19 protein-coding genes are annotated in these 23,333 nt (G+C 48.9%); 8 read left to right on the top strand and 11 right to left on the bottom strand.

Annotated features, from left to right (window positions below):
- Nucleotides 1–23 precede the first annotated feature (23 nt).
- The gene (locus OLMES_RS08330; RefSeq protein ID WP_087460837.1) at nucleotides 24–995 is read left to right on the top strand and encodes an alpha/beta fold hydrolase; all 972 of its coding nucleotides are present in this window, start codon (nucleotides 24–26) and stop codon (nucleotides 993–995) included.
- Between the two features lies 1 nt (nucleotide 996).
- On the opposite strand, the gene OLMES_RS08325 is transcribed toward OLMES_RS08330, so the two are convergent.
- From OLMES_RS08325 to OLMES_RS08305, 5 genes are all read right to left on the bottom strand, one after another.
- Nucleotides 997–2,151 carry a GGDEF domain-containing protein gene (locus tag OLMES_RS08325; RefSeq protein ID WP_087460836.1) on the bottom strand — a complete coding sequence of 385 codons (1,155 nt, stop codon included), beginning with the start codon at nucleotides 2,149–2,151 and terminating at the stop codon, nucleotides 997–999.
- A 379-nt stretch (nucleotides 2,152–2,530) separates the two neighbouring features.
- Nucleotides 2,531–3,313 carry a hypothetical protein gene (locus OLMES_RS08320; RefSeq protein ID WP_087460835.1) on the bottom strand — a complete coding sequence of 261 codons (783 nt, stop codon included), beginning with the start codon at nucleotides 3,311–3,313 and terminating at the stop codon, nucleotides 2,531–2,533.
- Between the two features lie 151 nt (nucleotides 3,314–3,464).
- The gene (locus tag OLMES_RS08315; RefSeq protein ID WP_087460834.1) at nucleotides 3,465–5,069 is read right to left on the bottom strand and encodes an alkaline phosphatase; all 1,605 of its coding nucleotides are present in this window, start codon (nucleotides 5,067–5,069) and stop codon (nucleotides 3,465–3,467) included.
- A gap of 79 nt (nucleotides 5,070–5,148) precedes the next feature.
- Nucleotides 5,149–6,720 carry an alkaline phosphatase gene (locus tag OLMES_RS08310; RefSeq protein WP_087464393.1) on the bottom strand — a complete coding sequence of 524 codons (1,572 nt, stop codon included), beginning with the start codon at nucleotides 6,718–6,720 and terminating at the stop codon, nucleotides 5,149–5,151.
- Nucleotides 6,721–7,039: 319 nt separating this feature from the next.
- Entirely contained in the window at nucleotides 7,040–8,401 is a 1,362-nt protein-coding gene (locus OLMES_RS08305; protein ID WP_087460833.1) for an MATE family efflux transporter, read from the bottom strand.
- A 107-nt stretch (nucleotides 8,402–8,508) separates the two neighbouring features.
- On the opposite strand from OLMES_RS08305, the gene mgtE reads away from it, so the two are divergent.
- Entirely contained in the window at nucleotides 8,509–9,966 is a 1,458-nt protein-coding gene (gene mgtE, locus OLMES_RS08300) for a magnesium transporter (protein ID WP_087460832.1), read from the top strand.
- Nucleotides 9,967–10,344: 378 nt separating this feature from the next.
- A complete protein-coding gene (locus tag OLMES_RS08295; RefSeq protein WP_087460831.1) occupies nucleotides 10,345–10,788 on the top strand; it encodes a hypothetical protein in 444 nt (147 codons plus the stop codon).
- A 19-nt stretch (nucleotides 10,789–10,807) separates the two neighbouring features.
- Here OLMES_RS08295 and OLMES_RS08290 read toward each other — a convergent pair whose 3' ends face one another.
- Both OLMES_RS08290 and cadR read right to left on the bottom strand, forming a co-directional pair.
- Nucleotides 10,808–11,668 (bottom strand): phosphotransferase, encoded by an 861-nt coding sequence (locus tag OLMES_RS08290; RefSeq protein WP_087460830.1) that lies wholly within the window; start codon nucleotides 11,666–11,668, stop codon nucleotides 10,808–10,810.
- Nucleotides 11,669–11,693: 25 nt separating this feature from the next.
- A complete protein-coding gene (cadR, locus tag OLMES_RS08285; RefSeq protein ID WP_087460829.1) occupies nucleotides 11,694–12,119 on the bottom strand; it encodes a Cd(II)/Pb(II)-responsive transcriptional regulator in 426 nt (141 codons plus the stop codon).
- A gap of 102 nt (nucleotides 12,120–12,221) precedes the next feature.
- Here cadR and OLMES_RS08280 point away from each other — a divergent pair, with 102 nt between their 5' ends.
- On the top strand, nucleotides 12,222–12,848 hold the full coding sequence (locus tag OLMES_RS08280; RefSeq protein WP_087460828.1) for a cation transporter: 627 nt from the start codon (nucleotides 12,222–12,224) through the stop codon (nucleotides 12,846–12,848).
- A 111-nt stretch (nucleotides 12,849–12,959) separates the two neighbouring features.
- Entirely contained in the window at nucleotides 12,960–13,820 is an 861-nt protein-coding gene (locus OLMES_RS08275; RefSeq protein ID WP_087460827.1) for an FHA domain-containing protein, read from the top strand.
- Nucleotides 13,821–13,840: 20 nt separating this feature from the next.
- On the opposite strand, the gene OLMES_RS08270 is transcribed toward OLMES_RS08275, so the two are convergent.
- The 3 genes from OLMES_RS08270 to OLMES_RS08260 are packed head-to-tail and all read right to left on the bottom strand — an operon-like array spanning nucleotide 13,841 to nucleotide 17,905.
- A complete protein-coding gene (locus OLMES_RS08270) occupies nucleotides 13,841–16,237 on the bottom strand; it encodes a putative bifunctional diguanylate cyclase/phosphodiesterase (RefSeq protein WP_198343270.1) in 2,397 nt (798 codons plus the stop codon).
- Nucleotides 16,238–16,293: 56 nt separating this feature from the next.
- Complete coding sequence (locus tag OLMES_RS08265) at nucleotides 16,294–17,520, bottom strand: hypothetical protein (RefSeq protein WP_087460825.1); 1,227 nt, start codon at nucleotides 17,518–17,520, stop codon at nucleotides 16,294–16,296.
- The gene (locus OLMES_RS08260) at nucleotides 17,489–17,905 is read right to left on the bottom strand and encodes a type 2 periplasmic-binding domain-containing protein (protein WP_087460824.1); all 417 of its coding nucleotides are present in this window, start codon (nucleotides 17,903–17,905) and stop codon (nucleotides 17,489–17,491) included. Before OLMES_RS08260 ends, OLMES_RS08265 begins: the two co-directional genes overlap by 32 nt.
- A gap of 301 nt (nucleotides 17,906–18,206) precedes the next feature.
- Here OLMES_RS08260 and OLMES_RS08255 point away from each other — a divergent pair, with 301 nt between their 5' ends.
- Nucleotides 18,207–18,761: a DUF1415 domain-containing protein gene (locus OLMES_RS08255; protein ID WP_087460823.1), complete on the top strand. Its 555-nt coding sequence runs from the start codon at nucleotides 18,207–18,209 to the stop codon at nucleotides 18,759–18,761.
- Between the two features lie 161 nt (nucleotides 18,762–18,922).
- Nucleotides 18,923–19,882, top strand: coding sequence for an exopolyphosphatase (locus OLMES_RS08250; protein WP_232465294.1), 960 nt, complete (start codon nucleotides 18,923–18,925; stop codon nucleotides 19,880–19,882).
- Nucleotides 19,883–19,937: 55 nt separating this feature from the next.
- Here the strand turns inward: OLMES_RS08250 and OLMES_RS08245 are convergent, their stop codons facing one another.
- Nucleotides 19,938–21,506, bottom strand: a complete 1,569-nt coding sequence (locus OLMES_RS08245; RefSeq protein ID WP_087460822.1) for a methyl-accepting chemotaxis protein — start codon at nucleotides 21,504–21,506, stop codon at nucleotides 19,938–19,940.
- Between the two features lie 394 nt (nucleotides 21,507–21,900).
- Between OLMES_RS08245 and OLMES_RS08240 the strand changes: the two genes are divergently transcribed.
- Nucleotides 21,901–23,250 (top strand): IS1380 family transposase, encoded by a 1,350-nt coding sequence (locus OLMES_RS08240; RefSeq protein WP_087460521.1) that lies wholly within the window; start codon nucleotides 21,901–21,903, stop codon nucleotides 23,248–23,250.
- Nucleotides 23,251–23,333: the final 83 nt, after the last annotated feature.

Here is a 23,333-nt window from a genome sequence, read left to right as displayed (position 1 = left end):
TCACCCCGGAACTGGAGGTTACGATGAATTCCGCACCACGCAGCCAAACTGGCGTTATCGCTAAACATTATCTGAGTCACCCGAAAACAGCCAGTTCGCAAGACGAATTGGAAAACTGGCGACCTAAAACATCCTTTTTCTCAATGGTTGATCTGCTGACTCGGGCATTGCCTTTGGTTCAAAACCGGGATGCTTTTGTGGATGGCCATAGAATACGATACCTTGATATCGGCAGTAGCAATCATCAGCCGGTTGTCCTGTTACATGGTTTCAGCGCCAGCAAGGAAAACTGGCTTTCGATGGTTTTTTCTCTGCTCAAGCGTCGTTACCGTTTGCTGATTCCGGATTTACCGGGGTTTGGCATGAGCAGTTTTCGCGCAGCGCAACGCTACAGCTATGAAATACAGGCCAATCGATTGGCGGATTGGTATGAAAAGCTACACCTCGGCCCCGCTCATTGGGTGGGCAGTTCTATGGGCGGTGCTATTGCCGCAGGCATTGCCAGTGCACGGCCTGAGGGGGTAAAAACCCTCACACTGATGAACGCTGCCGGGGTGTCCACCCACAGCCGGAGCCCGATGGAAGACGGCCTGGTTACCGGAGACAATGTACTGATTCCCGATTCCTATCGCGATGTAGAAAAACTGTTTCGGTTCACAACTCATCGCAGCCAGGGATTATGGGCACGGACATTCCCTGCGGTTCTTGCAAAGGATATGTTGCATCGACGCCCGGTACACCGCAAGATATTTCAGGATATGTTGACCCCGGCTATCCCGACAGAAGAAGTTCTGATGAAGATAAAAACCCCCACTTTTATTCTCTGGGGCAACCGGGATCGAATTATTGATGTCAGCTGTGTAGCCCTGTTTGAGCAATTGATACCCCATGCTCAAAGCAAGATTCTGAAAGGAATTGGTCATCTGCCGATGATTGAATCACCGGAGTTGACCGCCCGATGCCTGCACAAATTCTGGATGACGCCGACAGCCTGATCTATGCGCATCCTTCATGCCAGATAACCACGCGGTTTCGACCACTTTCCTTCGCGTGATAAAGTGCCTGGTCAGCGTATTCAAGCAGCATATCCGACTCCAGTAGTCGGTTATGCTCATTACAATAAATTCCCATACTGGCGGTAACTTTCAGGATTTCGCGCTGACCGGTGTCCACTTCCAGCTTGGCGATATGCTGGCGACAACGCTCAGCCAGAAACTCGGCACCCTTTTGATCCGTGCCTGGCAGGATCAGTAAAAATTCTTCTCCGCCCAAACGGCCCACCATATCATTCTGACGAACAGTTTCCCGCAATGTTTTTGCTGCCTTGACCAACACCTCATCCCCAATGCCATGACCCCAGGTATCATTCACTCTCTTGAAATGATCCAGATCCACCATAACAACCGACAAGGAAGGCCCTTTGCGACGACTCCGCTCTAACTCCCGCTCGAGATGCGACATGGCGCTGCGGCGATTGGATACGGAGGTCAACGGATCGGTCAAACTCAAATAGCGTACCTCTTCCTCCCGCATGCGCCAACGACGCAAGACATAAGCAGCCATGATGGTCAACATCAAAAAATGCGGTACCGTGAACAGCAGCATCGAGGTAAGCCAAAACATCGACAAATGGCCACTCTCGGAAACAAAGTTCTTGATCACTGGCGCATACTCCCACCATTGCAATGCCGACCCGTAGGAGATGACCAGGATTAGCAAGGTACTGGATGCCAGGGCACCAAAGACCGCAGCACGGTCAAATAGTATCAACCCGACAACGGGCGCTGCAGCTAAAACAGCCCCCGTCGGCATCGTAAGGGTACCGATTACAAAACTGAAATAGCAGAGGGAAATACCATAGTATTGCGTCCCTAAATGCTGCCATAAGACGCTCTCGCTGCGCTTCAAACTACCGACAATACTGATCACAAAGAGTATCGTCGACAACACAACGATACCGTGAAAATATGGCAGTTGAGACAAAGCGAATTCAGTATTGATCAACTCATCCCGTTGCGGGAGAGAAAGTAGATAATAAGCCCACCCCAGATACTGCAGGTGAGCCAGCAGGGTTGCAAAGAGCAACAGGCAAGCTTTGGAGGAATCCTCCCATTCGAGAGGGTTACGCATTGTTATTTTTTTTGCGAGCATATTGATTCCATGTTGTTTACAACAGAGTGGATGTAACACTGCCTCGCATTAACATCCATACGGCAGGTATCTCTGACATGGGCTAAGTGTAGCCGCAATGCCCTATTTGCACACTAGTGCCATTACCTGCTATTTGTAAACAATTAAAAAAATGAAACCAATGGCATATTTGACCAATGCATATGGGCATTTTCTACATAACGTGCTGTTGGAGGGCATTTAAACCTAGAATATAGAATAAATTCAGACGATTAATGAATACGATATCTAAATTCCGGATTTGGAAAAACGAAAAAATGTAGCTCGGGAGGAAGTAACTCAAACGCCAGGCCTAAGCTGCAGGCGCTCGATTTACAAATCTAAAAAAAGTCAGCGATTTTTAGTGATTATGGGAGCCCAATGCACGACCTGCGGAGTCATACGCACCGGAATGGGCATGCTCGACATAACCCAGGTTTATCATTTTCACCAAAAACGGATCAGACTCGTTATCTCCGATATCAGCGAAATCGGTCGCATTATAATTTTGAACGGTTGCAACGAATGCACTCGCCCCCTCTCCCACTTTCGTCAATTGATAATTCAGCGTTTCCCGTGGTTGCTGCCAAGTCATCGACACGGGTATCTGGAGGTGTGGCAACCAATTGACCGACATAACCTGGCCATTCATTACCCCTGAGTAGTGTTCCAGTACACCACATTTCAGTTGCGTACTGCTCAGCAACTTCAACCCCTGCAATAACTGGGGATCAATCAGGCTCGCCAGCTTTTCCCAACGTGCGGAGCCGGTTTTTTTAACTTCACCGGGTTGATATTCAATACTTCTTTGCTGGGCATCAAACCCCTTCAGTAACGAGAGCTGTCCGTTACCATTACGCTGCCAAAGATCCGTAATTTGCAAATTCGGATAATGGTACGCCACATTGTGCTGATCTTTGATCAATTGCAGAGGATAACGACGCGTTTCCCGCATTTTTTCCCCTTCAGGCCGTGTCAGCTTCACCTCATAGTCAGCAACAAGATCGTTAATACGGCCCACACAAAAATCCATAGTGTTTTGCGTATTCTCAACACTTGTTTTCAGGTTTTGCCCCTGAACTGAACTCAAAGGTAACACGGAAATTGTCAGCACCAAGCCAACCAATGAAGGGCGTACATTCATAATATAACTCTCTCAAGAAAACAGAACCGGTCACAACCATTTACCGAGTCTGCACAATACAGCAGCCAAGAATGTTCAATACAGGCGGCAATCAAACCAAATCGGGAAGCGGCAAACCGCTTCCCTTACTCAAGCATGCATCAGTATGCGATTACTTGTTTTCCAGATTTCCAGCATAATTCATTACATGGTAAATCAGGTTTTGCTCAACGGTACCCGTTAACAAATGTGCTCCGGGACCTGTCGCATAAATACCCACATCTTCACCCGCATGGGTTTCAGAGCCCATTGGTACCAACGCTTCCTGGTGATATCCAGGAGATTGGGTATCGATAGTGGTCAGATCCTTACGCCCCGCATCTGCAGCCGAGTTGTAACGAACATCGCCATCTGTTTCAGCACCCAGGTCTGCGTAACCCAGACCATTGGTGTATCCCAATGTCGTGTAGGGCAAATCATCACCCGCCAGTGCAGGCTCAGATTTTGCCAACCCGTTTGAGTCGTTCGTCACAACTTTACCCAAAATCGGGTTGCCTCGCGTTGGATACCCAGCAATGGTGAAAACGTGGCTGTGATCTGCAGTAACAATGATCAGCGTATCTTCATCATTGGTCAGATCTTTCGCTTTCTGTACCGCATTTGCAAATTCGATAGTATCTGTCAACGCGTTATATGCACTACCGGCGTGATGCCCGTGGTCTATACGGCCGGACTCGACCATCAAGAAGAAGCCGTCAGAATCATTGTTAAGGATATTAATCGCTTTTTCAGTCATTTCAGACAATGATGGCTCACCCAGAATATCGTTTGCGCGGTCCGCTTCGTAACGCATGTGAGACTCATTGAACAATCCGAATAATTTATTGGTTTGCTCAGCGTTCACCGCATCAAAACCTGCTTGATCGACAACGTAAGTTCCACCGGTTGCATCAACCCACTCTTGAGGGAGGTTACGGCCATCAGTACGATCACCTTCAGGTGAACCACCATCACCCGTATCGAAAGCAGCATCTTTTGGGATGAAGTGACGACGTCCACCACCCATCATGACATCGATACCATCGCCATAGGAAAACTCAACCAGCTGTGCCGCGATGTCTTTACAACCTGCTGCTACCGCCTCCGGGGGCATATCCGACACGTCTTCCCAGTTTCGCTCGGGCGATTTTGCATAAGTTGCTGCGGGTGTTGCGTGCGTGATACGTGCAGTACTCACAACACCGGTTGCCTTGCCTGCCATTTCCGCAAGCTCTATCGCCGTCATCAATTCCAAACCTTTGGTCGATTCACAATCCGCTCGAACCACACCTTCGGCAACACCAATTACACCTGCTTTGGTTTTTACACCAGACATCATCGCGGTCATGGTACCGGCAGAATCGGGAGTCTGTTGATTAGTGTTATAGGTTTTGGACAAACCGGTATACGGGAACCGATCAAAACTCAGCAAGTTCTCTTCCCCGGTGCCACCTTTCAGCTGACCGTCCAGAATACGTGCTGCGGTCACAGTCGAAACACCCATACCATCACCCACGAACAGAATGATGTTTTTCGCCGCACCACGATTGTTGTTTACCGTGCGTTTTGCAGCCTCTGCTACCGCTTTTTCACCCGCTTCAATCCAGCTATTGGCTGCACTCATATCACGCTGAGGGGTATTCGGAGTACTGGAGTTATCATCATCGTCATCACCACATCCGGTCACGCCCAATGTCATCGCCGCTGCTAACGCAGTCGCCAGGAGCTTTTTATTCATGTATAAACCTCGAAAAATTCTGTGCTTATTCAGTTTTCATCAAGCCGGGTGCTTTGACCCGGCCCAAGACTCGACAGGATTAGTAACGCTCACCACCTAAATCAGCGGCTTCGTTCAGTACGTGATAAATCATGCTTTGCTCGATAACACCTTGGAACATATAGGCACCGGGCCCAGAAGCGTGCACAGAGATATCTTCACCCGCGTGAGTTTCGGAGGACATGGGCACCAAAGTTTCCTGATGGTAGCCTGAAGATTGGGTATCAACATTGGTCAGATTCTGTCGACCCGCTACAGCCCCAGTGCTATAACGTACATCGCCATCGGTTTCGTTACCCAGCGTCGCGAATCCCAGACCATTGGTGTAGCCCAGAGTTGTGTATGGCATATCATCTCCTGCCAGCGCAGGAGTAGATTGCGGTGCACCACTGGAATCATTTGTTACCACCTTGCCCAGAATCGGGTTGCCTCGTGTGGGGTAACCTGCAATCGTGAATACATGACTGTGATCCGCAGTAACAATGATCAAAGTATCATCGTCACTCGTCATATTATCTGCAGCCTCGACCGCTTTTGCGAATTCAATGGTGTCCGTCAAGGCATTGAAAGCAGTACCCGCGTGGTGACCGTGATCGATACGTCCGGACTCGACGACCAGAACAAAACCGTCATTATCGTTATCCAGAATATCGATTGCTTTGGCGGTCATCTCGCTTAACGAAGGCTCACCCAGAACATCGTTTCCGCGATCTGCTTCATAACGCATGTGAGACTCGTTGAACAAACCTAATAATTTTGAGGTGCTCGCTGGATCAACCGCATCAAAACCGGCTTGATCAATTACATAGGTACCATTCGTTTTATTCTTCCACTCTTCCGGCAGGTTTCGGCCATCGCTTCGATCCCCCTCTGGAGAACCGCCGTCGCCAGTATCAAAGGCCGCGTCTTTAGGCAGGAAGTGACGTCGGCCGCCACCCATAGCAACATCAATACCATCACCTGCGGAGAAGTCGATCAATTGTGATGCAATATCTTTACAGCCAGCGTCAATTGCTTCCTGAGGCATATCAGAGATATCTTCCCAGTTACGCTCCGGCGCATTTGCATAGGCTGCCGCTGGTGTTGCGTGAGTCAGACGGGCAGTAGTAACGACACCGGTTGCCTTACCTTTCTTCTCCGCAAGTTCCAGCGCTGAAACCAGCTCATAGCCCTGCGACGACTCACAGTCCGCACGCAAGCCATTCTCGGCTATACCGATTACACCGGCTTTCGTCTTGACACCCGAAATCATCGCCGTCATGGTACCCGCAGAGTCGGGCGTCTGCTGGTTGGTATTATAGGTCTTGACCAGTGCAGAATACGGGAACGATTCAAAGCTGAGTTGATGCTCCTCTCCGGACATTCCTTTTTGCTGGCCTTCCAGAATACGCGCCGCAGTCAGCGTGGAAATTCCCATACCATCACCAACGAACAGGATGACATTTTTTGCTTTACCTGTGTTGCGGGCTTTGTTGATTTTGGACATCAATACGTTTTCTGCATCGGTATACCAGCTACTTTGAGACTGGACAGCAGGCAAATCGGCCAATGCCGGCGTGGCCAGACCAACAGAAATCGCGAGCGCAGACAATCTGAACGCTTTTTTTATCATGAAAACCTCTGGATAACGGTAAATTTCACACGTGTTCAGAGCTCCGTGCATTTGACAACCTGCCCGGGATTTTGAAAACCTGTCCAGGTAAAGCCTGTCCGACAAATCACACATGCCTGTTAATCAGGCACACAAATACCGCCCGATGTTCGATATGGAACAAGGGGGCATCCTGAGAGAAAGCACACTGGAACTCTGAAATGAATCAGGCCGGGAATCCATCATCCGACCTGAGCAAGTTGGGTAAAACGCCTCACACTTGGGGGCAAAGACTAGAGTGGAGTTATGAAGGTTTTGTTACGAAAAGTTGACAAGGTCGTTATATTTTTTCTTTGTTAGACAAAAGTCTAATGCCCTGCTTGTACAAACTCCAAGCCATAAAACCGGCAACACAATTACCTACCATGCCCCCCCAGAACACACCTGAAAGCCCATAAAAGTGTGAGCCAAGCCAAAGGAATGGCAGATAACACAGAAACAGCCGAAACAACGAGGTTAACAGCGCCCGCATGGGTAAACCCAGCGCATTATTTACCGATACCATCAGAATACAAACCCCAAGTGGGCCATAGCTCAACGGCATAGTTTGGATATAAAGCGCCAGAATATTGGTAATCTCAACATCTGAGGAGAACAATTCAGACAATGGCTCGGCACTCACCCACCAGATAACACCAATCAAGGCTTGCAAGCCGAGCACAAAAATAACGGCCATATTCACCAAAGTGCGAATGCTTTGAAAGTCCTGTTTACCCAATAGGCGACCCACCATCGGCGGCATCGACATGGTTAAAGCCAGAACGATGACGATCGAAAAAAACTCAAAACGAGTGCCGAGACCCCAGGCACCGACAGCACTCTCCCCATAGCTGGCCAACAAAGCCGTCGCGAGTAACGCAGAAATTGACGGTAGCAATTGGCTCAACATCGCGGGCGCCATAATATGCAGTAGTCGCCTGCTCGCAACCATTAATCGTTGTCGCTGCCACTGAATCAGCAACCATCCGTGTTGAAGCACCTTTGGGTAGACGATCAAACCACCCAAAGTAAAACTGAGTAGTGTTGCCATCGCGGCACCAGGCAACCCGAATTCGAAAACAAAAATAAAGATCGGGTCGAGCACGATATTGAGCAAGCTGGTAAACACCATCAGCCAGCCCGGCAAAAGTGTATTGCCATTCGCGCGAGAAATGCTGTAACCAAAGTAAACCATGGCCCCAACCCAGGCACTGGGCAACCAAACAGACCAATACTCAGCCACGGCAGGATAAACTTCGGGACCGGCCCCTAACCCTCGCAATATCAAGTCCCGCAGAAACCAGATCAACAGACATAGTAATCCGATCAACACCGCGCCCAGTAACACCACCGCACCGGCCAGCAAACGGGCGAAAGGCTGATCTTTAGCGCCCAATGCCCGGGAAATAACTGCTGTTGTTGCAATCCCCAACCCAACTTGAAAACCGATAACCAACTGATACATCGGCACAGTAAAGCCCTGAGCTGCCAGAGGAAGCACCCCGAGCTGTCCGATAAATGCACTGTCGGCCAACTGAAAGCTCATCAAAGACAACACACCAAACAACATCGGCCAAGTCATTCGGAACAACTCACGAGCAAGCGCATTACGACAAGGTGCAGCAGCCTGTTTACCCTGTTTATTGTTTTCTGGTTGAGTCATACCAAGCCTTAACGAAACTTAAAAAACGGTATATTATCATGAACCCACCCCGGAATTGATCCAGACCATTCCGCATTCAGTTTTTCGTTTTGTATGGCAGTAAAATCATGGCAGATCCAAAGGCGCAAAACCTCACGATGGACATTCCTGCACCGGATCGTCTCCAGGACAGCATCAGCCCCATTCTGGATTTATTGCGCCGGCAGACTCTGGTAGAGAATATCAATGCCCGCCAACAGCAGACGAAAAACAGCTTGCTGGACAACCTTGTACATCGCCAGCATGAAGCCGAACTCTATCGCAAACTGAAACAACTCAATGCAGCCGATACTGCCCATCTACTGGAAATGGTGCCCCATGATGTGCGCCTGCTGGTGTGGAATATGCTGACTGAATCCAGTGCTGCTGCCGTCGTTCTGGAACTGAATCCGGCAGCATGTGAAGACGTACTGGAACACACAACCCAAGGTCGACTGCTCAGCTTGCTGGCACTAATGGATACCGATGACTGGCCTGAGATTGCCAGTTATATTTCACCGGACGTTTTACAACAGGCCAAAGCCCAACTGGAAGCCGAAGAGCGACAATGGCTGGAGACCACGCTGTCTTATCCTGAGGATACAGTCGGCACGCTGATGAGTAATGATGCGGTCCTGATTGACCCCGAATCACCGCTGGATCAGGTTATAAACGATTTTCGCGATCTTGATTCGATTCCGGATCAGGTTGACAAACTGTTTGTTGTAAAACACCACCACCTGGTTGGCTTGTTGCCGATCACAGCCCTGCTCCGTCACCCGGGTAACGAACAAGTGAAAAATGTGATGCAGCAATCTCCGGTCACCTTTTCACCTATGGAAGACGCGGACTCCGCCGCCTACGCGTTTGATCGTTATGATTTGATTTCAGCGCCGGTTATCGATGAAAAGCGGCGGGTTGTGGGCCGACTGACGGTCGAGTCGGTAATGGATTATGTTCGCGAACGCAATGAGGAAGCCACATTGGCGAAAGGCGGCTTGACCGGTAAAGCGGACTTATTCAGCTCCGTGTGGGAAAGCGCCCAGACGCGCTGGCTCTGGTTGTGTATCAACCTGATTACAGCGTTCATTGCCACGCGCTTTATTGCCCTGTTCGAGGATGCGATTGCCGCCTTGGTCGCACTTGCTACGCTGATGCCAATCATTGCTAGTGTTGGCGGGAATACGGGTAATCAAACCGTTGCGTTATTTATCCGCTCACTCGCGCTCGACCAAATCCATCGCAACAATCTACGCTATCTTATTGGTAAAGAACTCTCCATCAGTCTCTTGAATGGCGTGCTCTGGGGATCGGTACTGGGAACAGTAGCCTTCCTGCTCTATGGCCAGCTCGGCCTCGCTCTGGTCATGGCGAGCGCAACGCTCATGAACCTGGTCATTGCTGCACTCACCGGTATTGCAGTACCGGTGATGCTGGATAAAATGGGGCGCGATCCCGCCATGGGCGCCAGTGTTATTCTGACTTTCGTAACCGACAGTATGGGCTTTCTGATCTTTCTGGGCCTTGCCAGCTGGTGGCTTGTTTAAAATTGTGCAATCTACCGTACTACCCGCCCCGAAATTGATCGATGTAACACAACGGTAGTTTAAAGCCCCCCTCCTCGCTAAAAACCAGTGCAACAAACAATACACACTTGCACACAAAAAACACTTAAACACAAAGCACAAAAAAGATAACAACGGGAATAAAAAACCCTAAAACGTTGTTATATATAGCTATTTATGGATCTCAAAACTCTGCAAAATTGACCTATAACAATTTTTCACAATTAACTGGCACTTTTTCAGTGTACAGTCGTTGACTAAAAAAACAATCTGAGCGACACTGTATCCATCAAAGGGGCTCACAACGCGCCCCCGATACCCAAACAATTTAGAAGCATCACTGATTAGGAGCGTTTGCCAATGGAAACTCAACGTGCAATGTTTACCCGCCCTCTGGTACTGTCTATTTTTGTGAGCGTCGGATTAGAATTAATCACATTCTTTTTCTATGCTTTGATGGCCGAAACCAGCCACTCCCTGCTCACCCCATTCATCTGGATTGTCGGTTTTGGCGGTATCGGTATGGGGGCGGTTCTGGGTGTACTGCTTGATCTGATTCTGGTCGGCAGAGTCACTGCAAAAGATGGCATTAAAGGAACCATATTGCTGGCCGCATTGACCATGGGCGTCACCGCGAAACTGCTGACCGTTAACTTTGCACCGGTATTCCATGACCTGAGTGGCACAAATGCCTTGGTTTACTTTATCAGCGGCGTGACCACCGCGATTGGTAGTGGCTTTATACTGGGCTGGTTAGTTTTCACAGAGGAAGGTGGGCGCATCGCAGACAAACTCGGCGTGTAATAAATACGCCGGTGACGTGCTAAAGCTCGGGGTCGCTTTCAACATCAATCGCGACCCCTTCGCTTTTCACCAACAACCAAATCTCTCCCAGTGCTTCCGCAATCCATTGCACCTCCGCCAGACCTGAAATAAAGTCTTTGTTCGAGAGGCTTTCGAATGCCGTCAGGTTCTGAATTACCGCAGGGGACACCCCGAACTGGCTGTGCAGCGCTTGCGCATCAAACCATGGATTTCCAAATCCACCATACTCCCAATCCAGAATAATCGGTTGTCCATGGGACCAACACACGTTACCCGGATGCAGATCATGATGGGTCAGGCAAACCGGCACTTCAGGGAGTTCCGTCAAACCGGATTCAATTTGTGTCAACAAATCCAGACAGAAACTGCGGGTGTGGCCGATGGGAAAACGGGCAACCGCGCGCCGATAGCGCCGAAAAAGCGCGTCATAGTCGTAGTCGGCTTCCGGTAGATGTGGAATGCTCTGCCAGTCATTCACGGCACAAAGTATTTGATGTTGTATATTGAAGTAATCATCACCCAGGGTTGGTGTGCTGCCCATGCCTTCATAATCCTTCATGAGACACCAGCCCTCCCGCCATGCGTTATGAACAATTTTTGGAGCCCAGTCATAGCCTTCAATCATCGCCAGTACCACAGCTTCCAGATGCCTTGATACACCGAAACTTCGTTTCTCACTGACGTTAATTCGCAGTACCAAGCGTTCCTGTTCATACCCGCCACGAAATAAAAGATTACTTATTCCGGCAGAATCTTCGTGCTTCAGTGGCCCCCATTCCACCCCATGGCCCAAAAAAGCATTTACGCGGGCGAAAATCGCCTTCACCCCCTCTTCGGTTCTGATGTCTTTACCGGGCACTTAACACCTCTCACCACACTTCAGCTCAATCGCTGTGGCAAATGCACCCTTCACCTTTGGCAGCAGAAACAAGTTCTTCAAGTATGCCACAGGGCTCCATACTCGCGCCGTCCACGCACTGAGCCCGCAATTGTTGCAATTGATTCTGAAGCGCATGAAGTGACAGAAGGCGTGTTTGAACTCTAACAAGCTGCTTTTCCAGTAATTCATCAATCTCTTGACACTGGTCCGGGGGTGACTGCATAAATTCGAGCAAGACTCGAATATCCTCCAGCGGCATATCCAACACCCGACAATGCCGGATAAATGACAACCTTTCCAAATGGGATTGGCTGTAACGACGATAGCCATTATGTTCTCGTGTGGGCTCGGGAAGTAAACCCTCTCGTTCATAATAGCGGATAGTTTCAATCTTCACACCACAGAGTTTACCCAACTCACCAATTCGCATTGCTTTGACCTTTGACCGTACCGATTCAGTAAAAATGATGCTTGACCCTTTAGTGGCTACAGCGTTTTTAATACACTAAACCATAAACAACGGAGACAAAACATGTCAAATCACTGCTGTTCCGCACTCCCGCCAGCCCAAGACAAACGCTTCAAGAGAGTGCTCTGGTTTGCACTTTGGGTCAATGGACTGATGTTTTGTATTGAACTGTTCGCCGGATTCCAGGCTAACTCTGCCTCACTGCTGGCGGATGCAGTGGATTTCTTCTCGGATACCGTAAATTATGCAATCTCCCTCGCCGTTGTGGGCTCAAGCTTGCTCGCCCGGTCGAGCGCAGCCCTGTTTAAAGGCATAACCATGGCACTTTATGGTTTCGGCATACTCGGCAAAGTAGCCTATTCCGCCTGGGTCGGGCACACGCCTGAGGCCATGACCATGGGCACGATAGGCTTGCTGGCACTGATCGCCAATGTAGTCGTCGCCTATTTTCTGTTTCGTTATCGTGAAGGGGATGCCAATCAACGCTCCATCTGGCTTTGTAGTCGAAATGATGCAATCGGCAACATTGCGGTCATCGCCGCAGCGTTGGGCGTGTTCGGAACACAACAAGGATGGCCGGACTTGCTCGTGGCTTTAATCATGGCATCTCTCGGAATCAGTGCCGCCTACAGTGTTATCCGGCAATCCAGACAAGAGCGGAAAAAAGCACTACAAGAACAGCTGGCTTAACCTTGCCGGTGCTTTACTGCGTGATCTGTGTTATCACCATGACCGATTTCTGTCTACACTGATAACAATACAGATCACCAGCCTAAAGCACGCAACCGCCGAGACAACGCTATGCCAGACACTTTCGTTCTCCGTTCAGTCAGCCATCCGGACCGAGAATTTAAAATCAACCAACCCAGCATGGTGATCGGACGGGATCAGAGTTGCGAAATAAACCTGACTCTGATTCCAGACATCAAAACCTCACATCTCTCCAGAATTCATGCCCGGTTGACCCTGACAGACAGCGGCCTGACACTCACCGACCTGGACTCGACCAATGGCACAACCGTAAACAAGGTTCAAATCGATAAAGAAACAGCACTTCAACATGGCGATGTCATCACCCTGGGTTTCAATGAATTCTGCATATTGAAAGAAGACCGGGAAGACGCAACCATCGTCATGGGCAAGTTGAACATGAAAGACTGGAACAGCGCCGATTCTGCTGTCGATATTCAAGGTTTTTCCGGCAGCCAGACAGTCATAAGACAAAAGTTCGAGCTACCACATGGCTGGGAGAAAGCTGAAGACGACACCCTGTTCCGCGCCGAAAAATACACTCCGGCCAAGGTTGCAGAATTGGTATCAAACGCGGCTCAAAAGCAACAAGGTGCAAGAGCTGCACTGGTCATTTCATCAGGCTTGATCGAGTCAGAGGTTTTCCTGTTAAAGCCTGTTTCAACCAGTCAGCACTGGAAAATCGGACGAAGCCCGAATTGCCAGATCCGCATACCTGATGTGTCCGTTTCGACAATTCACTGTTATCTGATTGTCAAAAATGGCACATGGGGCATCAAGGACAATGACTCCAGAAATGGCCTGTACGTCAACTTGAAAAGACAGACTAAATGCATATTACAGGACGGTGATAAAATCAGGCTGGGATCTGTCGAAATGTTCTTCCGGAAAGCCAAAAGCCAGGGCGCGTAATATTGCGCCCCGGTGCGCCGCTAAGCCAGGCTCCGCTCAGTTTTCAGTAATTGTGCAAACGCTTCTGCACTCATGGGTTTGCCATACAAGTAGCCCTGTCCGATTTCGCACTTGAGGCTCTTGAGGAAGGCCGCCTGGTCTTCAGTTTCCACCCCTTCGGCAACCACTTTCAGACTCAAACTGTGTGCCATGGCAATGATCGCGGCGGTTATCTGCTTATCATCATTATTGTTGGGAATATCCATTACAAAAGCACGATCAACTTTCAACTTATCCAGTGGTAGCTGCTTCAAGTAGCTCAATGAAGAATAGCCAGTACCAAAATCATCAATGGCAATGTGAATCTTCATTTCCTGCAGCTTTTCAAGGAGTGTCACCGCATAATCAAAGTCAGTGGCCAATAAAGACTCCGTGACCTCGATTTCAAGTTGATTGGGTTCTAACTGCGTTTTATTCACGACAGTTTGAATGTGCTCCAACAAGTCTGGATCCGCAAATTGCCGGGGCGACAAATTGATCGACATATCCACTCGACCCAGGCCGTCTTCCCGCCAGATCAAGCACTGTCGACAGGCTTCTTCCATCACCCATTTCCCGACCGGAACGATCAGCCCGTTGTTCTCCAGAGTATCAATGAAAAAATACGGTGAGAGCAGCCCCTTTTCCGGGTGCTTCCACCGAATCAAGGCTTCACAGCCAAGGATTCTTCCGGTCGCAAAATCGATCTGAGGCTGGTAGAAAAGGGTAAACTCTTTGTCCTGAACAGCACGGCGCAACTCAACCTCCAAAGCCATTCGGGTATCCGCATCCTTGTGTAACTGGAAATTGAAAAAGTGGAAGTTATCCCGGCCATGGAATTTCGCCTGATACATCGCCAGGTCTGCATTCTGGAGCAGGCTGGATGCACTCGCCCCGTCTGCAGGCGACATTGTAATGCCAATACTGGCGGTGATCGTCAGATTCCGGTCATCAATGTGAATTGGTTCTTCCAGGGCTTTGAGTAGATTACGAGCGACAGCAGCCGCAGCGGTTTCCGTTTTCAAGCCATTGAGAATCAAACAGAACTCATCCCCCCCCAAGCGGGCAATCGTATCGCTGGCCCGAATCTTCGATAACAATCGCTTGGCGACAATGACCAGCAACTGATCACCGATATTGTGCCCCAAAGCATCATTAATCCGCTTGAAGTGATCCAGATCCAGCAGCATTAATGCAAAAATACGATCTTTATCTTCCTCACTGGTGAACTTGTCTTCCAGAATCTCCGTCATATGCACACGATTGGTGAGTCCGGTCAACCGATCAAAATGGGCCATATCGTACAATTTTTTCGTATTCTGGGTGAGCAGGAGGTGATACTCTTCCAATTGATGGGTCACTTTGATGGACGTACTCTGTAGCAAACTGATCTCATCTGCAAAGACGCGATTCGGTGCCATTTTCTTCAAACGTTCCCGCGCCTCTTCATATTTTCCCTGAGGTAAAAGCGGTAATGCCCGGGCCTGACGCTGCAAAGAGCGAATCGGACGCCACAACACCAAAACGATCAGAAACAAAGTGATCATGCCTGCAGACAGACCGGTCACGGTATACAACATGCGCGCTTCATCAATCTGCCGTTGCAATTCCGAAGTTTCGGTGATCACAACGACCCAGGCTTGGTTACCGGCGAACTCTTCGATCGCAAAAAACTGGACTTCAAACTGATCGCCCAGGTAGTCATGGGTAAACACCTCAAAGTCCATACCCTCGATATCGGTATCCCGCCAACCACGTAATTTGGCCAGGTTTTGAATCAACGGTAAGCGATCTTCCGAACTGGTTAGCGCCGAAATAAGCATGCTGGTTTTACCCAGTCTATCCTTGCCATAGGCATCTGAAGCAGAAGGGGTGATAATGCCGATATCAGACTGGGTAATGCGCTGAAAATCCAGAATCGTATCTGCCAGAGAAGCCGTAAGCTGGAGAAAACGAATCGTACCGTCACCATCAAGCACCGGTGAGATCAGTGACAGGCGACACTCTTCATGACAACGTAGCTCCTGGAGTGGCACTGCATCCGTTATCACTTTGCGGACAACACTCTGTGTCGGCTCCAGCGGCTGGCTGCCCCACTTGGTCACTTCGGCACCTTCTTCGTCCATAAGTACAGCACTTTCAAGCCCCCAGGTAATCGCAAGGGATAGCCAGTGCAGGCTGATTTTTTCCCGAATATCAGGATTAGGTGAACTTAACAGTGACAGGCTGTCGACAAGGTTGACCAGCTGTATTCCCGTTTTTTTCAACAAGCCGTTGAATTCGACTACGGTCTGCTGCTGCTTGATCTTCCGCTGCTCTGAATACAATGAAGTAAGCTGCTGTGCGTTGAAGTAACTGAACACACCAATCAACATCATAAATATGAGCGAAAGCCCCATGGCAGCCTTCCAATGGAGGCTGATAAATATTTTCTTATTAACTTTTCTCAATTTTATTAAAACCGATAAGATACCTGGAGCAAATACATATCCCATCGGCTGGACTGCGCTTCCGCACTACGATTTTCAAGATCAGGCAGCCAATAGGTACCGTCAACACGGTGATACTCCGCACCGACTAGCCAGTTCGTATTGATCGCATAGCGTGCACCCCAAGTGATATCCTTTGCATAGGTGAAATGGGCTGGCTCCTGGGTTCGAGCCTCATACAGGACACCTTTTTTATCCTGATTGTTCAGGTAAATCCGATCCCAGCGCACATAAGCGCTGAAATGAACGTTAAAATCGTAACTTAACTGAAGGTAATAACCGTCCCCCTTGTTTTTCAGCGTCAGACCGGGAAAATAAACATTCTCAGTCCGGATCAATCGTCGCTGATACTCCCCCGTCAAACGGAAATTTTGCCAATAACCTTCAGCCGAAAACAAAAACTGTGTGATGTGGGATTTACCATCAAACAGGGGTTCCGTATCAGCGGCAAGGTAATCCGCCCGGAAGTCCGCAACACTGACAGCAACCCGCCAGATACCACTACCATCTTCATACCCTACCCGGGCTGAATAAATCGCTTCATCCTCAAGGCTACCCTGAGTTTGTGTATAAATTATGGCCGGTATGGTTGTATCATAAAGAATCGGTCGTCCAAAAACTGCGTAGAAGGTCGCGGTTCCGCCGGCTAATTCACTGTGCCCGTATAATCCGACACTGTCCGAGGAGTGCATGAGCTCACGGAGGTAATCAATGTAAATCGACTCGGGTAATAAAATACTGGGTCGAGTTGCGGCAACATCGCGGGTTTCATTAAAAAAGCCATAGGGGTTTTTAATTCGCCCGGCGCGGACACCAAAACCGTAGTCAAATGTATCCAGTACGCGCCAATCTGCGATGGCATAGTCAACTTCAACACCGTCGGGGGGCGCATTCCCGGTTTGACGATAGAGCAATTGGCCAGAAATCTGCAATGTATTCAGCGCACGCCAGGAAGCATTTAACCCTGCTTCCAGAAACTTGAAACTTCCTTCACTGCTTTCCCCCAGAAAATTATTTTCAGTGGTGTAAGAAAAGCCCTGATTGGCAAACCCGTGCCATTGCGGCGGATTATCCAGACCATGTGCGGTCACATTCGATATCGACGCGGCAAATCCGCAACAGGCGAGAATGCCAAACCATTTACGTGCCTGTCCCACACGTTTAATGGATGGGTACAATTTGCACCTGATCATGAGAGATTCCTTCTGGGAGATAGCCGATGGCACCTGGAGTATTACTGACACGCAACAACATGGCAGTTTCATCTCGAACAGTTATTGGCCCTTGACCAATACCCGAATAGATATAGCGATCCCAATGCCGGCGCAGTTGATGGGGCAGCATGTGGAGCACAGAACGAATAAATGTCTGATGCGCAGGATGACGGTCTTCCAGTACAAAAACCGTTATCGGGGTTCCATCATCCCATTGTCGGACACGAAGACTGAAGATGGCTCTCACCTGATTAAGATTTAAAAATTGAATGGCATTGGACGAGTTGGCAATCACACTCTCCGTTGCATTGACACTCAAACTGTTAAATAGAATCAGACCAGCCAGAAGCACAGAGCGAAACAAGTCTACCTTCTCCCAGGCACCGTTGTTGTTTTTGTTTTCGATTTTGTTACCGGTTTAATCGTGATACTGATTTATATACTGTTATCCGATCCGAGATTGATATGGATTCGACGACTCATATCAGCTCAGCGATACTTCACACTCAACGTTTGCTTTATCACGACCTTCAGGTAACCTAACGCATCGAGGTCTTAAGCGGATACCTGTAAATCACCCGTAATTTCTAAAGCTTAGTCCAGCAATGGCAAATGGCAAACGTGCCGTTCCAGCAGTATATCCACGACACAGGAGAACAGTTGTCATGTCAGTAAAGGCCATTCAGGCGACACAACAATGGGTCAATGACGTTATTGTAAAGTATAACTTTTGTCCATTCGCCCGTCCGGTTTTAAACGAGAATCGGGTGCGATTCAGCGTGATTACCGAAGACCGAATACAAGATTGCCTGACACATCTTCTTAAGGAGTGTCAGCTGCTGGATGATCAGCCGGAGGTGGAGACCACGCTGATCATTCTCGAAAACGGCTTTAACGGGTTTGATGATTACCTCGAATTGTTATCACTCAGTGAAGCATTGCTGATTGATCAAGACTATGAAGGCATCTATCAACTCGCCAGCTTTCACCCTGAATATCAATTCGCAGGGGCCCCCCAGGACGACCCGGCGAACTACACCAACCGCTCCCCGTTCCCGGTATTGCACCTGCTGCGAGAAGAAAGTCTTGAAGTGGCACTGCGAGATGTCGACAATCCGGAAAAGATTCCGGAACGAAATATCCGGGTCGCACGAGAACTGGGCACAACGGTATTGAAAAAAGCACTGCAGGACTGTCAAGAAAATCAGGATGCACAGTAAACTCTTGCCCCGGCGGCGAATTTAACCGCTTACACCTGCTCAAACCCGTTTCAAGGTCTACACTAAGAGCTGCATGCAAACACAGCTGGCATCCCAAACGCCCCGGTTTTGACTATGCTATTAGGAAATCTAGATGCAACTCCACAGGAGCAGAAACAATCATGATGGATGACAATACCCCAAAAGCTGAGCACAAGAAGTACCGGCTGGTTACCCGCAGCGACTTTGATGGACTGGTTTGCGCAGTACTTTTGAAAAACAAGGACCTGATCAACGATATCCTGTTCGTCCATCCAAAGGATATGCAAGACGGTAAAATTGATATCACCGAAAGAGATATCACAACCAACCTGCCCTATGTCAAAGAAGCCCACCTGGCTTTCGACCATCACGCCAGTGAAATCGTTCGCCTCGGCGGTGAAAAGCCGGACAATCATATCATCGACACCCAGGCACCTTCCGCTGCGCGTGTGGTGTACGACTACTACGGCGGCCAGGACGCCTTCAGCACGATTTCAACCGCCATGATGGAGGCCGTCGACAAGGCCGACTCCGCGCAGTTCAACAAAGATGAAATACTGAACCCTACAGACTGGGTATTGCTGAACTATTTAATGGACTCCCGGACCGGGCTGGGTCGATTCCGGGATTTTACGGTGTCCAACTATCAGCTCATGATGCACCTGATCGACTACTGCAACAACCACACGATAGCAGAAATTCTGCAATTGCCAGATGTGAAAGAGCGCGTCGATCTCTATCAGGATCACAAGGATAAATTTGTCGACCAGATTAAACGTTGTGCCACCGTGCACAATAATCTGGTGGTACTCGATTTACGCCACGAAGAGACGATTTATGCCGGAAACCGGTTTATGATCTATGCACTGTACCCTGAGTGCAATATTTCAATTCACGTGCTCTGGGGCCTGAAAAAACAAAATACCGTGTTTGCAATCGGTAAGTCTATTCTGAACAGGACTTCCAACACCAATATCGGTGAGCTTTGCTTACACTATGGGGGTGGTGGTCACCAGAACGCGGGTACCTGTCAACGCCCTAATGACTCGGCAGATGCAGACCTGAAAACCGTCGTCGAAAGCATAAACGCAGACGGCTAAGGTTCTGGCACTCACATCTGACCATCCTCGGGTAAAGCCCGAGGATGGGTTCGTTCTATATTTTGAAAACTGCAACTTGTTTATTGAAGTCCCGGCTCATATCCGCTAGGTCAGAAACCAGCGCCAGCGTCTCCATTGCAGAATCACTGGTTCGCACTGTCATATCCCGCACATTGTTAACATTCTGACCGATATCACCGACCACCATACGCTGCTGCTCGGTGGCACTGGCGACCTGGGTATTCAAGCCGTTGATGGAATCGATTTTGCCGATCAGCACCTGCAAGGCATCACTGATCTGATTGATATCAAACTGGCAACTCGCTGACCGAGCTCCGCCCTGCTCGATAGCAACTTGAGCGGACTGGGCACCATTTTGCAAACGTTCGATCAGGTTATTGATTTCCTCAGTCGCGGATTGCGTGCTCAATGCCAGCGTTCTAACCTCGTCCGCCACAACCGCGAAACCCCGACCATGTTCGCCCGCCCTTGCCGCTTCAATCGCCGCATTCAGCGCCAGCAGATTGGTTTGCTCTGCGATATTGCGAATGGTAACCAGTATTGCACCAATGGCTTCGGAGTCTCGCCCCAACGATGACACCGTATCCGTGGCTTGTTGCATTTCCAGCGCCAATTGACGGCCATTTTCTACCGAGCTGGAAACCAGTTGTGCGCTTTCCTGGGCCACGTCAAAACATTCGTTGGCCACGGTTGCAGCCAACTGTGTATTTTGGGCAATATCGTTCACCGATTGCAGCAACTCCTCGATCGCTGTGGCCACCAGCTCGGTTTCCTGTTGCTGGTTTTCCATATCACCACGTTGTTGCTCCGAGATGCCTTGTAACTGCGTCGATGATACAGCAATACGCTCAGAGCCAGACTGAAACTGAGCACACAATGACTTGATGCGCTGCACCATTTTATTGGTCGCCCGGACAATCTTGCCAATCTCATCCTCCCGTCCCTCGGGAAGCTGAAGACGTAAGTCCAAATCCGATTCCAACTGGGTAATTTTGTCTTTGGTGGTACTTAAGCGACGAATGACATTGGCGCGAATAAACAGGAAAAAACCGAGCACTAACACCAGCGAGAAGACAAATAAACCGCCTGATCGATTACGTAGACTCAACATTTTGTCCTTATTGGCCTGTTCAAATAAGGAAACAGCCGAATTCATCTGCTTTAGAATCTTGATGGATTCCGTATGGTAGGTATTCAACGCTGATACGCTCAATGTCTGATGGGAATCAGACAGCGTTGTCATCATTTGCTTGTAGTTACGCCACAAGTTTTCAACCTGAACCAGCTCCTGGCGAATGGTTTCGGAGTCGGTTCTGGGCAAACCCAAGCCCTCATCTCCGGAAAGCAAACCATTCAGGTTTGCTTCAAACTCTTCAATCGTACGTTTCAGGTTATGTTCCAGTGGTACGCCGACCGAGATGAGCAGGGATTCCTTCATCATTTTCTGGGTTAACATGCGCTGTTTACCCGCCAGATTGATAACCCTCCCCTCCTCCTCGGAAGACTCAATCCAGATCCACAATGAAAGAAAGTTTAATGAGCTGACCAGTAGAAAAAGAAACAACAATTTGAAAAGCAATATTTGAACGCTTAATTTTTTCATTATTTTACTCACGTCATTTGTGATACTAATTCCGGTGCGTGATCAACCGCCCCCACAAACGGATTGCAATCGGGCCTCCCCATAGAATGCCCAATTTACAATCGATCACTTAAAACAATGATAGCGCCTAAAAATTACGCAAAGAAATACCAACTGCTGCACCAAAATAATGCTTACTAAATAAACAGCGTGGTCACAGAAACGAAAGTGTATGATTTTACAAAGAGATTACAAAGAAATGAAAAGCGGGTTAAGCCCCACGACTTTTTGTTATTTTTTGTAACATACTAAATAACACCTAAATTCTGCAAATAACATTGTACTTGAAAAGAAAAAGGCGACTTGATTCAATTGGTTATCGCCAAATAATCAACAAATCAGAGTCACCTTTTTCATGAGTAAGAATACCCATAAAAGTGCCAAAAAACCAGCCGCAAAAATTCGCTATCAACACACTGGAAAAAAGCTGACCAGTCAAGCTGGAATTATCCCTGCCATGCATTTCCTCGATCACATCGGTTTTACCGAGGCTTGCCAGAAGCACCTTGATTTGCAACGCGGCAACAGTGCTCGTTACAGTTTGGGCGACTCGATCTACCTAACGATTATCGGCATCATCGCCGGTGCCACTTCGCTCAGGAAGGTGGTTTTTGTGTGGGCAGATCAGGTGTTGCGTGAAGTGGGGGGGTGGCTATCGATTCCAGATGACTGCACATTGGGTCGTATTTTCCGTTGTGGAAAGCTCAAGCATGTCACTCAGCTCGAACAGATTAATCACATCTTGCGTCAGGGGGTTTGGCACAGAGCATTGAAGTCCGGTACTTGGTTGCCCGGAACGCTCTATCGAGGCTGGATTGATGTGGACTCGACTGTCAAAACCGTTTACGGTCAACAGGAAGGTGCCGAAAAAGGCTACAACCCAACGAAAAAAGGCTCTAACTCTTATCATCCACTGGTTGCCTTTTGCAGCCACACGAAAGAAATTTTGCAAGCATGGTTGCGCAGTGGCAGCACCTACACCAGCAATGGCATTGTAGGCTTCATGCAGCAACTTTCTGCGCAGATGCCACCCAGAATGCGGCTGCTATTCCGAGGTGATTCAGGATTCTTTGTTGGAGAGCTCATGGACTGGCTGGATCAGGCTCGCCATGGTTACCTGATTAAAGTGAAACTCAAAGGCCTTGCTGCTTTGTTGGACAAGCAAGCTTGGCAACGAGTGCCTGGTCATACCGGTTGGGAACAGTGCGACTTTTTCCATCAATGCGGTCAATGGGAACGGGCACGTCGCTTTGTTGCTGTGCGGCGTAAAACGGCCTTCATCACCAAAGGCCCTCAACAAGCCTTGCTGAATGAGCCCGTTTACGACTACTTCTGCTATGTAACCACAGAGCGGTTGTCTCCTTGGCAAGCACACACGACATACGGAAAGCGCGCAACTTGTGAAACCTGGTTGGATGAAGCCAAGAACCAAATGGGACTGGCGCAAATCAAGAGCCATGATTTCATGGCCAGCTCATTACTTTTCCAATGTGCTGTGCTGGCGTATAACACGGTACGCTGGATGGCGCTACTGAGCGATAATGACGAATTGAAACGATGGGAAATTCAGACTATCCGAACTTTTCTGGTACGTACTGCGGGACAACTCTTGCGTGGTGGGAATCAGCTTAAGGTCAAAGTTCCGAGCAACCATCTTCACCCAACTCCGTGGGCTGACTGGTTAAAGTTGTCGTTTATTCATTGACCAAAATACCTATACTCAAATTCTCTGACTAAGCAAATTCCAAATTTGGAATCAGGCAGACTTTGGCCTGTTGCTCAGGTTGA

The sequence above is a fragment of the Oleiphilus messinensis genome, assembly GCF_002162375.1.
Lineage (GTDB): Bacteria > Pseudomonadota > Gammaproteobacteria > Pseudomonadales > Oleiphilaceae > Oleiphilus > Oleiphilus messinensis.
This window is presented reverse-complemented; position numbering and strand designations above follow the sequence as displayed.

What these genes read in the sequence shown, in the direction of transcription:
- OLMES_RS08330 (WP_087460837.1), top strand. Translation starts at nt 24, where the DNA reads ATGAATTCCGCACCACGCAGCCAAACTGGCGTTATCGCTAAACATTAT.
- OLMES_RS08325 (WP_087460836.1), bottom strand. Translation starts at nt 2,151, where the DNA reads ATGCTCGCAAAAAAAATAACAATGCGTAACCCTCTCGAATGGGAGGAT.
- OLMES_RS08320 (WP_087460835.1), bottom strand. Translation starts at nt 3,313, where the DNA reads ATGAATGTACGCCCTTCATTGGTTGGCTTGGTGCTGACAATTTCCGTG.
- OLMES_RS08315 (WP_087460834.1), bottom strand. Translation starts at nt 5,069, where the DNA reads ATGAATAAAAAGCTCCTGGCGACTGCGTTAGCAGCGGCGATGACATTG.
- OLMES_RS08310 (WP_087464393.1), bottom strand. Translation starts at nt 6,720, where the DNA reads ATGATAAAAAAAGCGTTCAGATTGTCTGCGCTCGCGATTTCTGTTGGT.
- OLMES_RS08305 (WP_087460833.1), bottom strand. Translation starts at nt 8,401, where the DNA reads ATGACTCAACCAGAAAACAATAAACAGGGTAAACAGGCTGCTGCACCT.
- mgtE (WP_087460832.1), top strand. Translation starts at nt 8,509, where the DNA reads ATGGCAGATCCAAAGGCGCAAAACCTCACGATGGACATTCCTGCACCG.
- OLMES_RS08295 (WP_087460831.1), top strand. Translation starts at nt 10,345, where the DNA reads ATGGAAACTCAACGTGCAATGTTTACCCGCCCTCTGGTACTGTCTATT.
- cadR (WP_087460829.1), bottom strand. Translation starts at nt 12,119, where the DNA reads ATGCGAATTGGTGAGTTGGGTAAACTCTGTGGTGTGAAGATTGAAACT.
- OLMES_RS08280 (WP_087460828.1), top strand. Translation starts at nt 12,222, where the DNA reads ATGTCAAATCACTGCTGTTCCGCACTCCCGCCAGCCCAAGACAAACGC.
- OLMES_RS08275 (WP_087460827.1), top strand. Translation starts at nt 12,960, where the DNA reads ATGCCAGACACTTTCGTTCTCCGTTCAGTCAGCCATCCGGACCGAGAA.
- OLMES_RS08270 (WP_198343270.1), bottom strand. Translation starts at nt 16,237, where the DNA reads ATGGGGCTTTCGCTCATATTTATGATGTTGATTGGTGTGTTCAGTTAC.
- OLMES_RS08265 (WP_087460825.1), bottom strand. Translation starts at nt 17,520, where the DNA reads ATGATCAGGTGCAAATTGTACCCATCCATTAAACGTGTGGGACAGGCA.
- OLMES_RS08255 (WP_087460823.1), top strand. Translation starts at nt 18,207, where the DNA reads ATGTCAGTAAAGGCCATTCAGGCGACACAACAATGGGTCAATGACGTT.
- OLMES_RS08250 (WP_232465294.1), top strand. Translation starts at nt 18,923, where the DNA reads ATGATGGATGACAATACCCCAAAAGCTGAGCACAAGAAGTACCGGCTG.
- OLMES_RS08245 (WP_087460822.1), bottom strand. Translation starts at nt 21,506, where the DNA reads ATGAAAAAATTAAGCGTTCAAATATTGCTTTTCAAATTGTTGTTTCTT.
- OLMES_RS08240 (WP_087460521.1), top strand. Translation starts at nt 21,901, where the DNA reads ATGAGTAAGAATACCCATAAAAGTGCCAAAAAACCAGCCGCAAAAATT.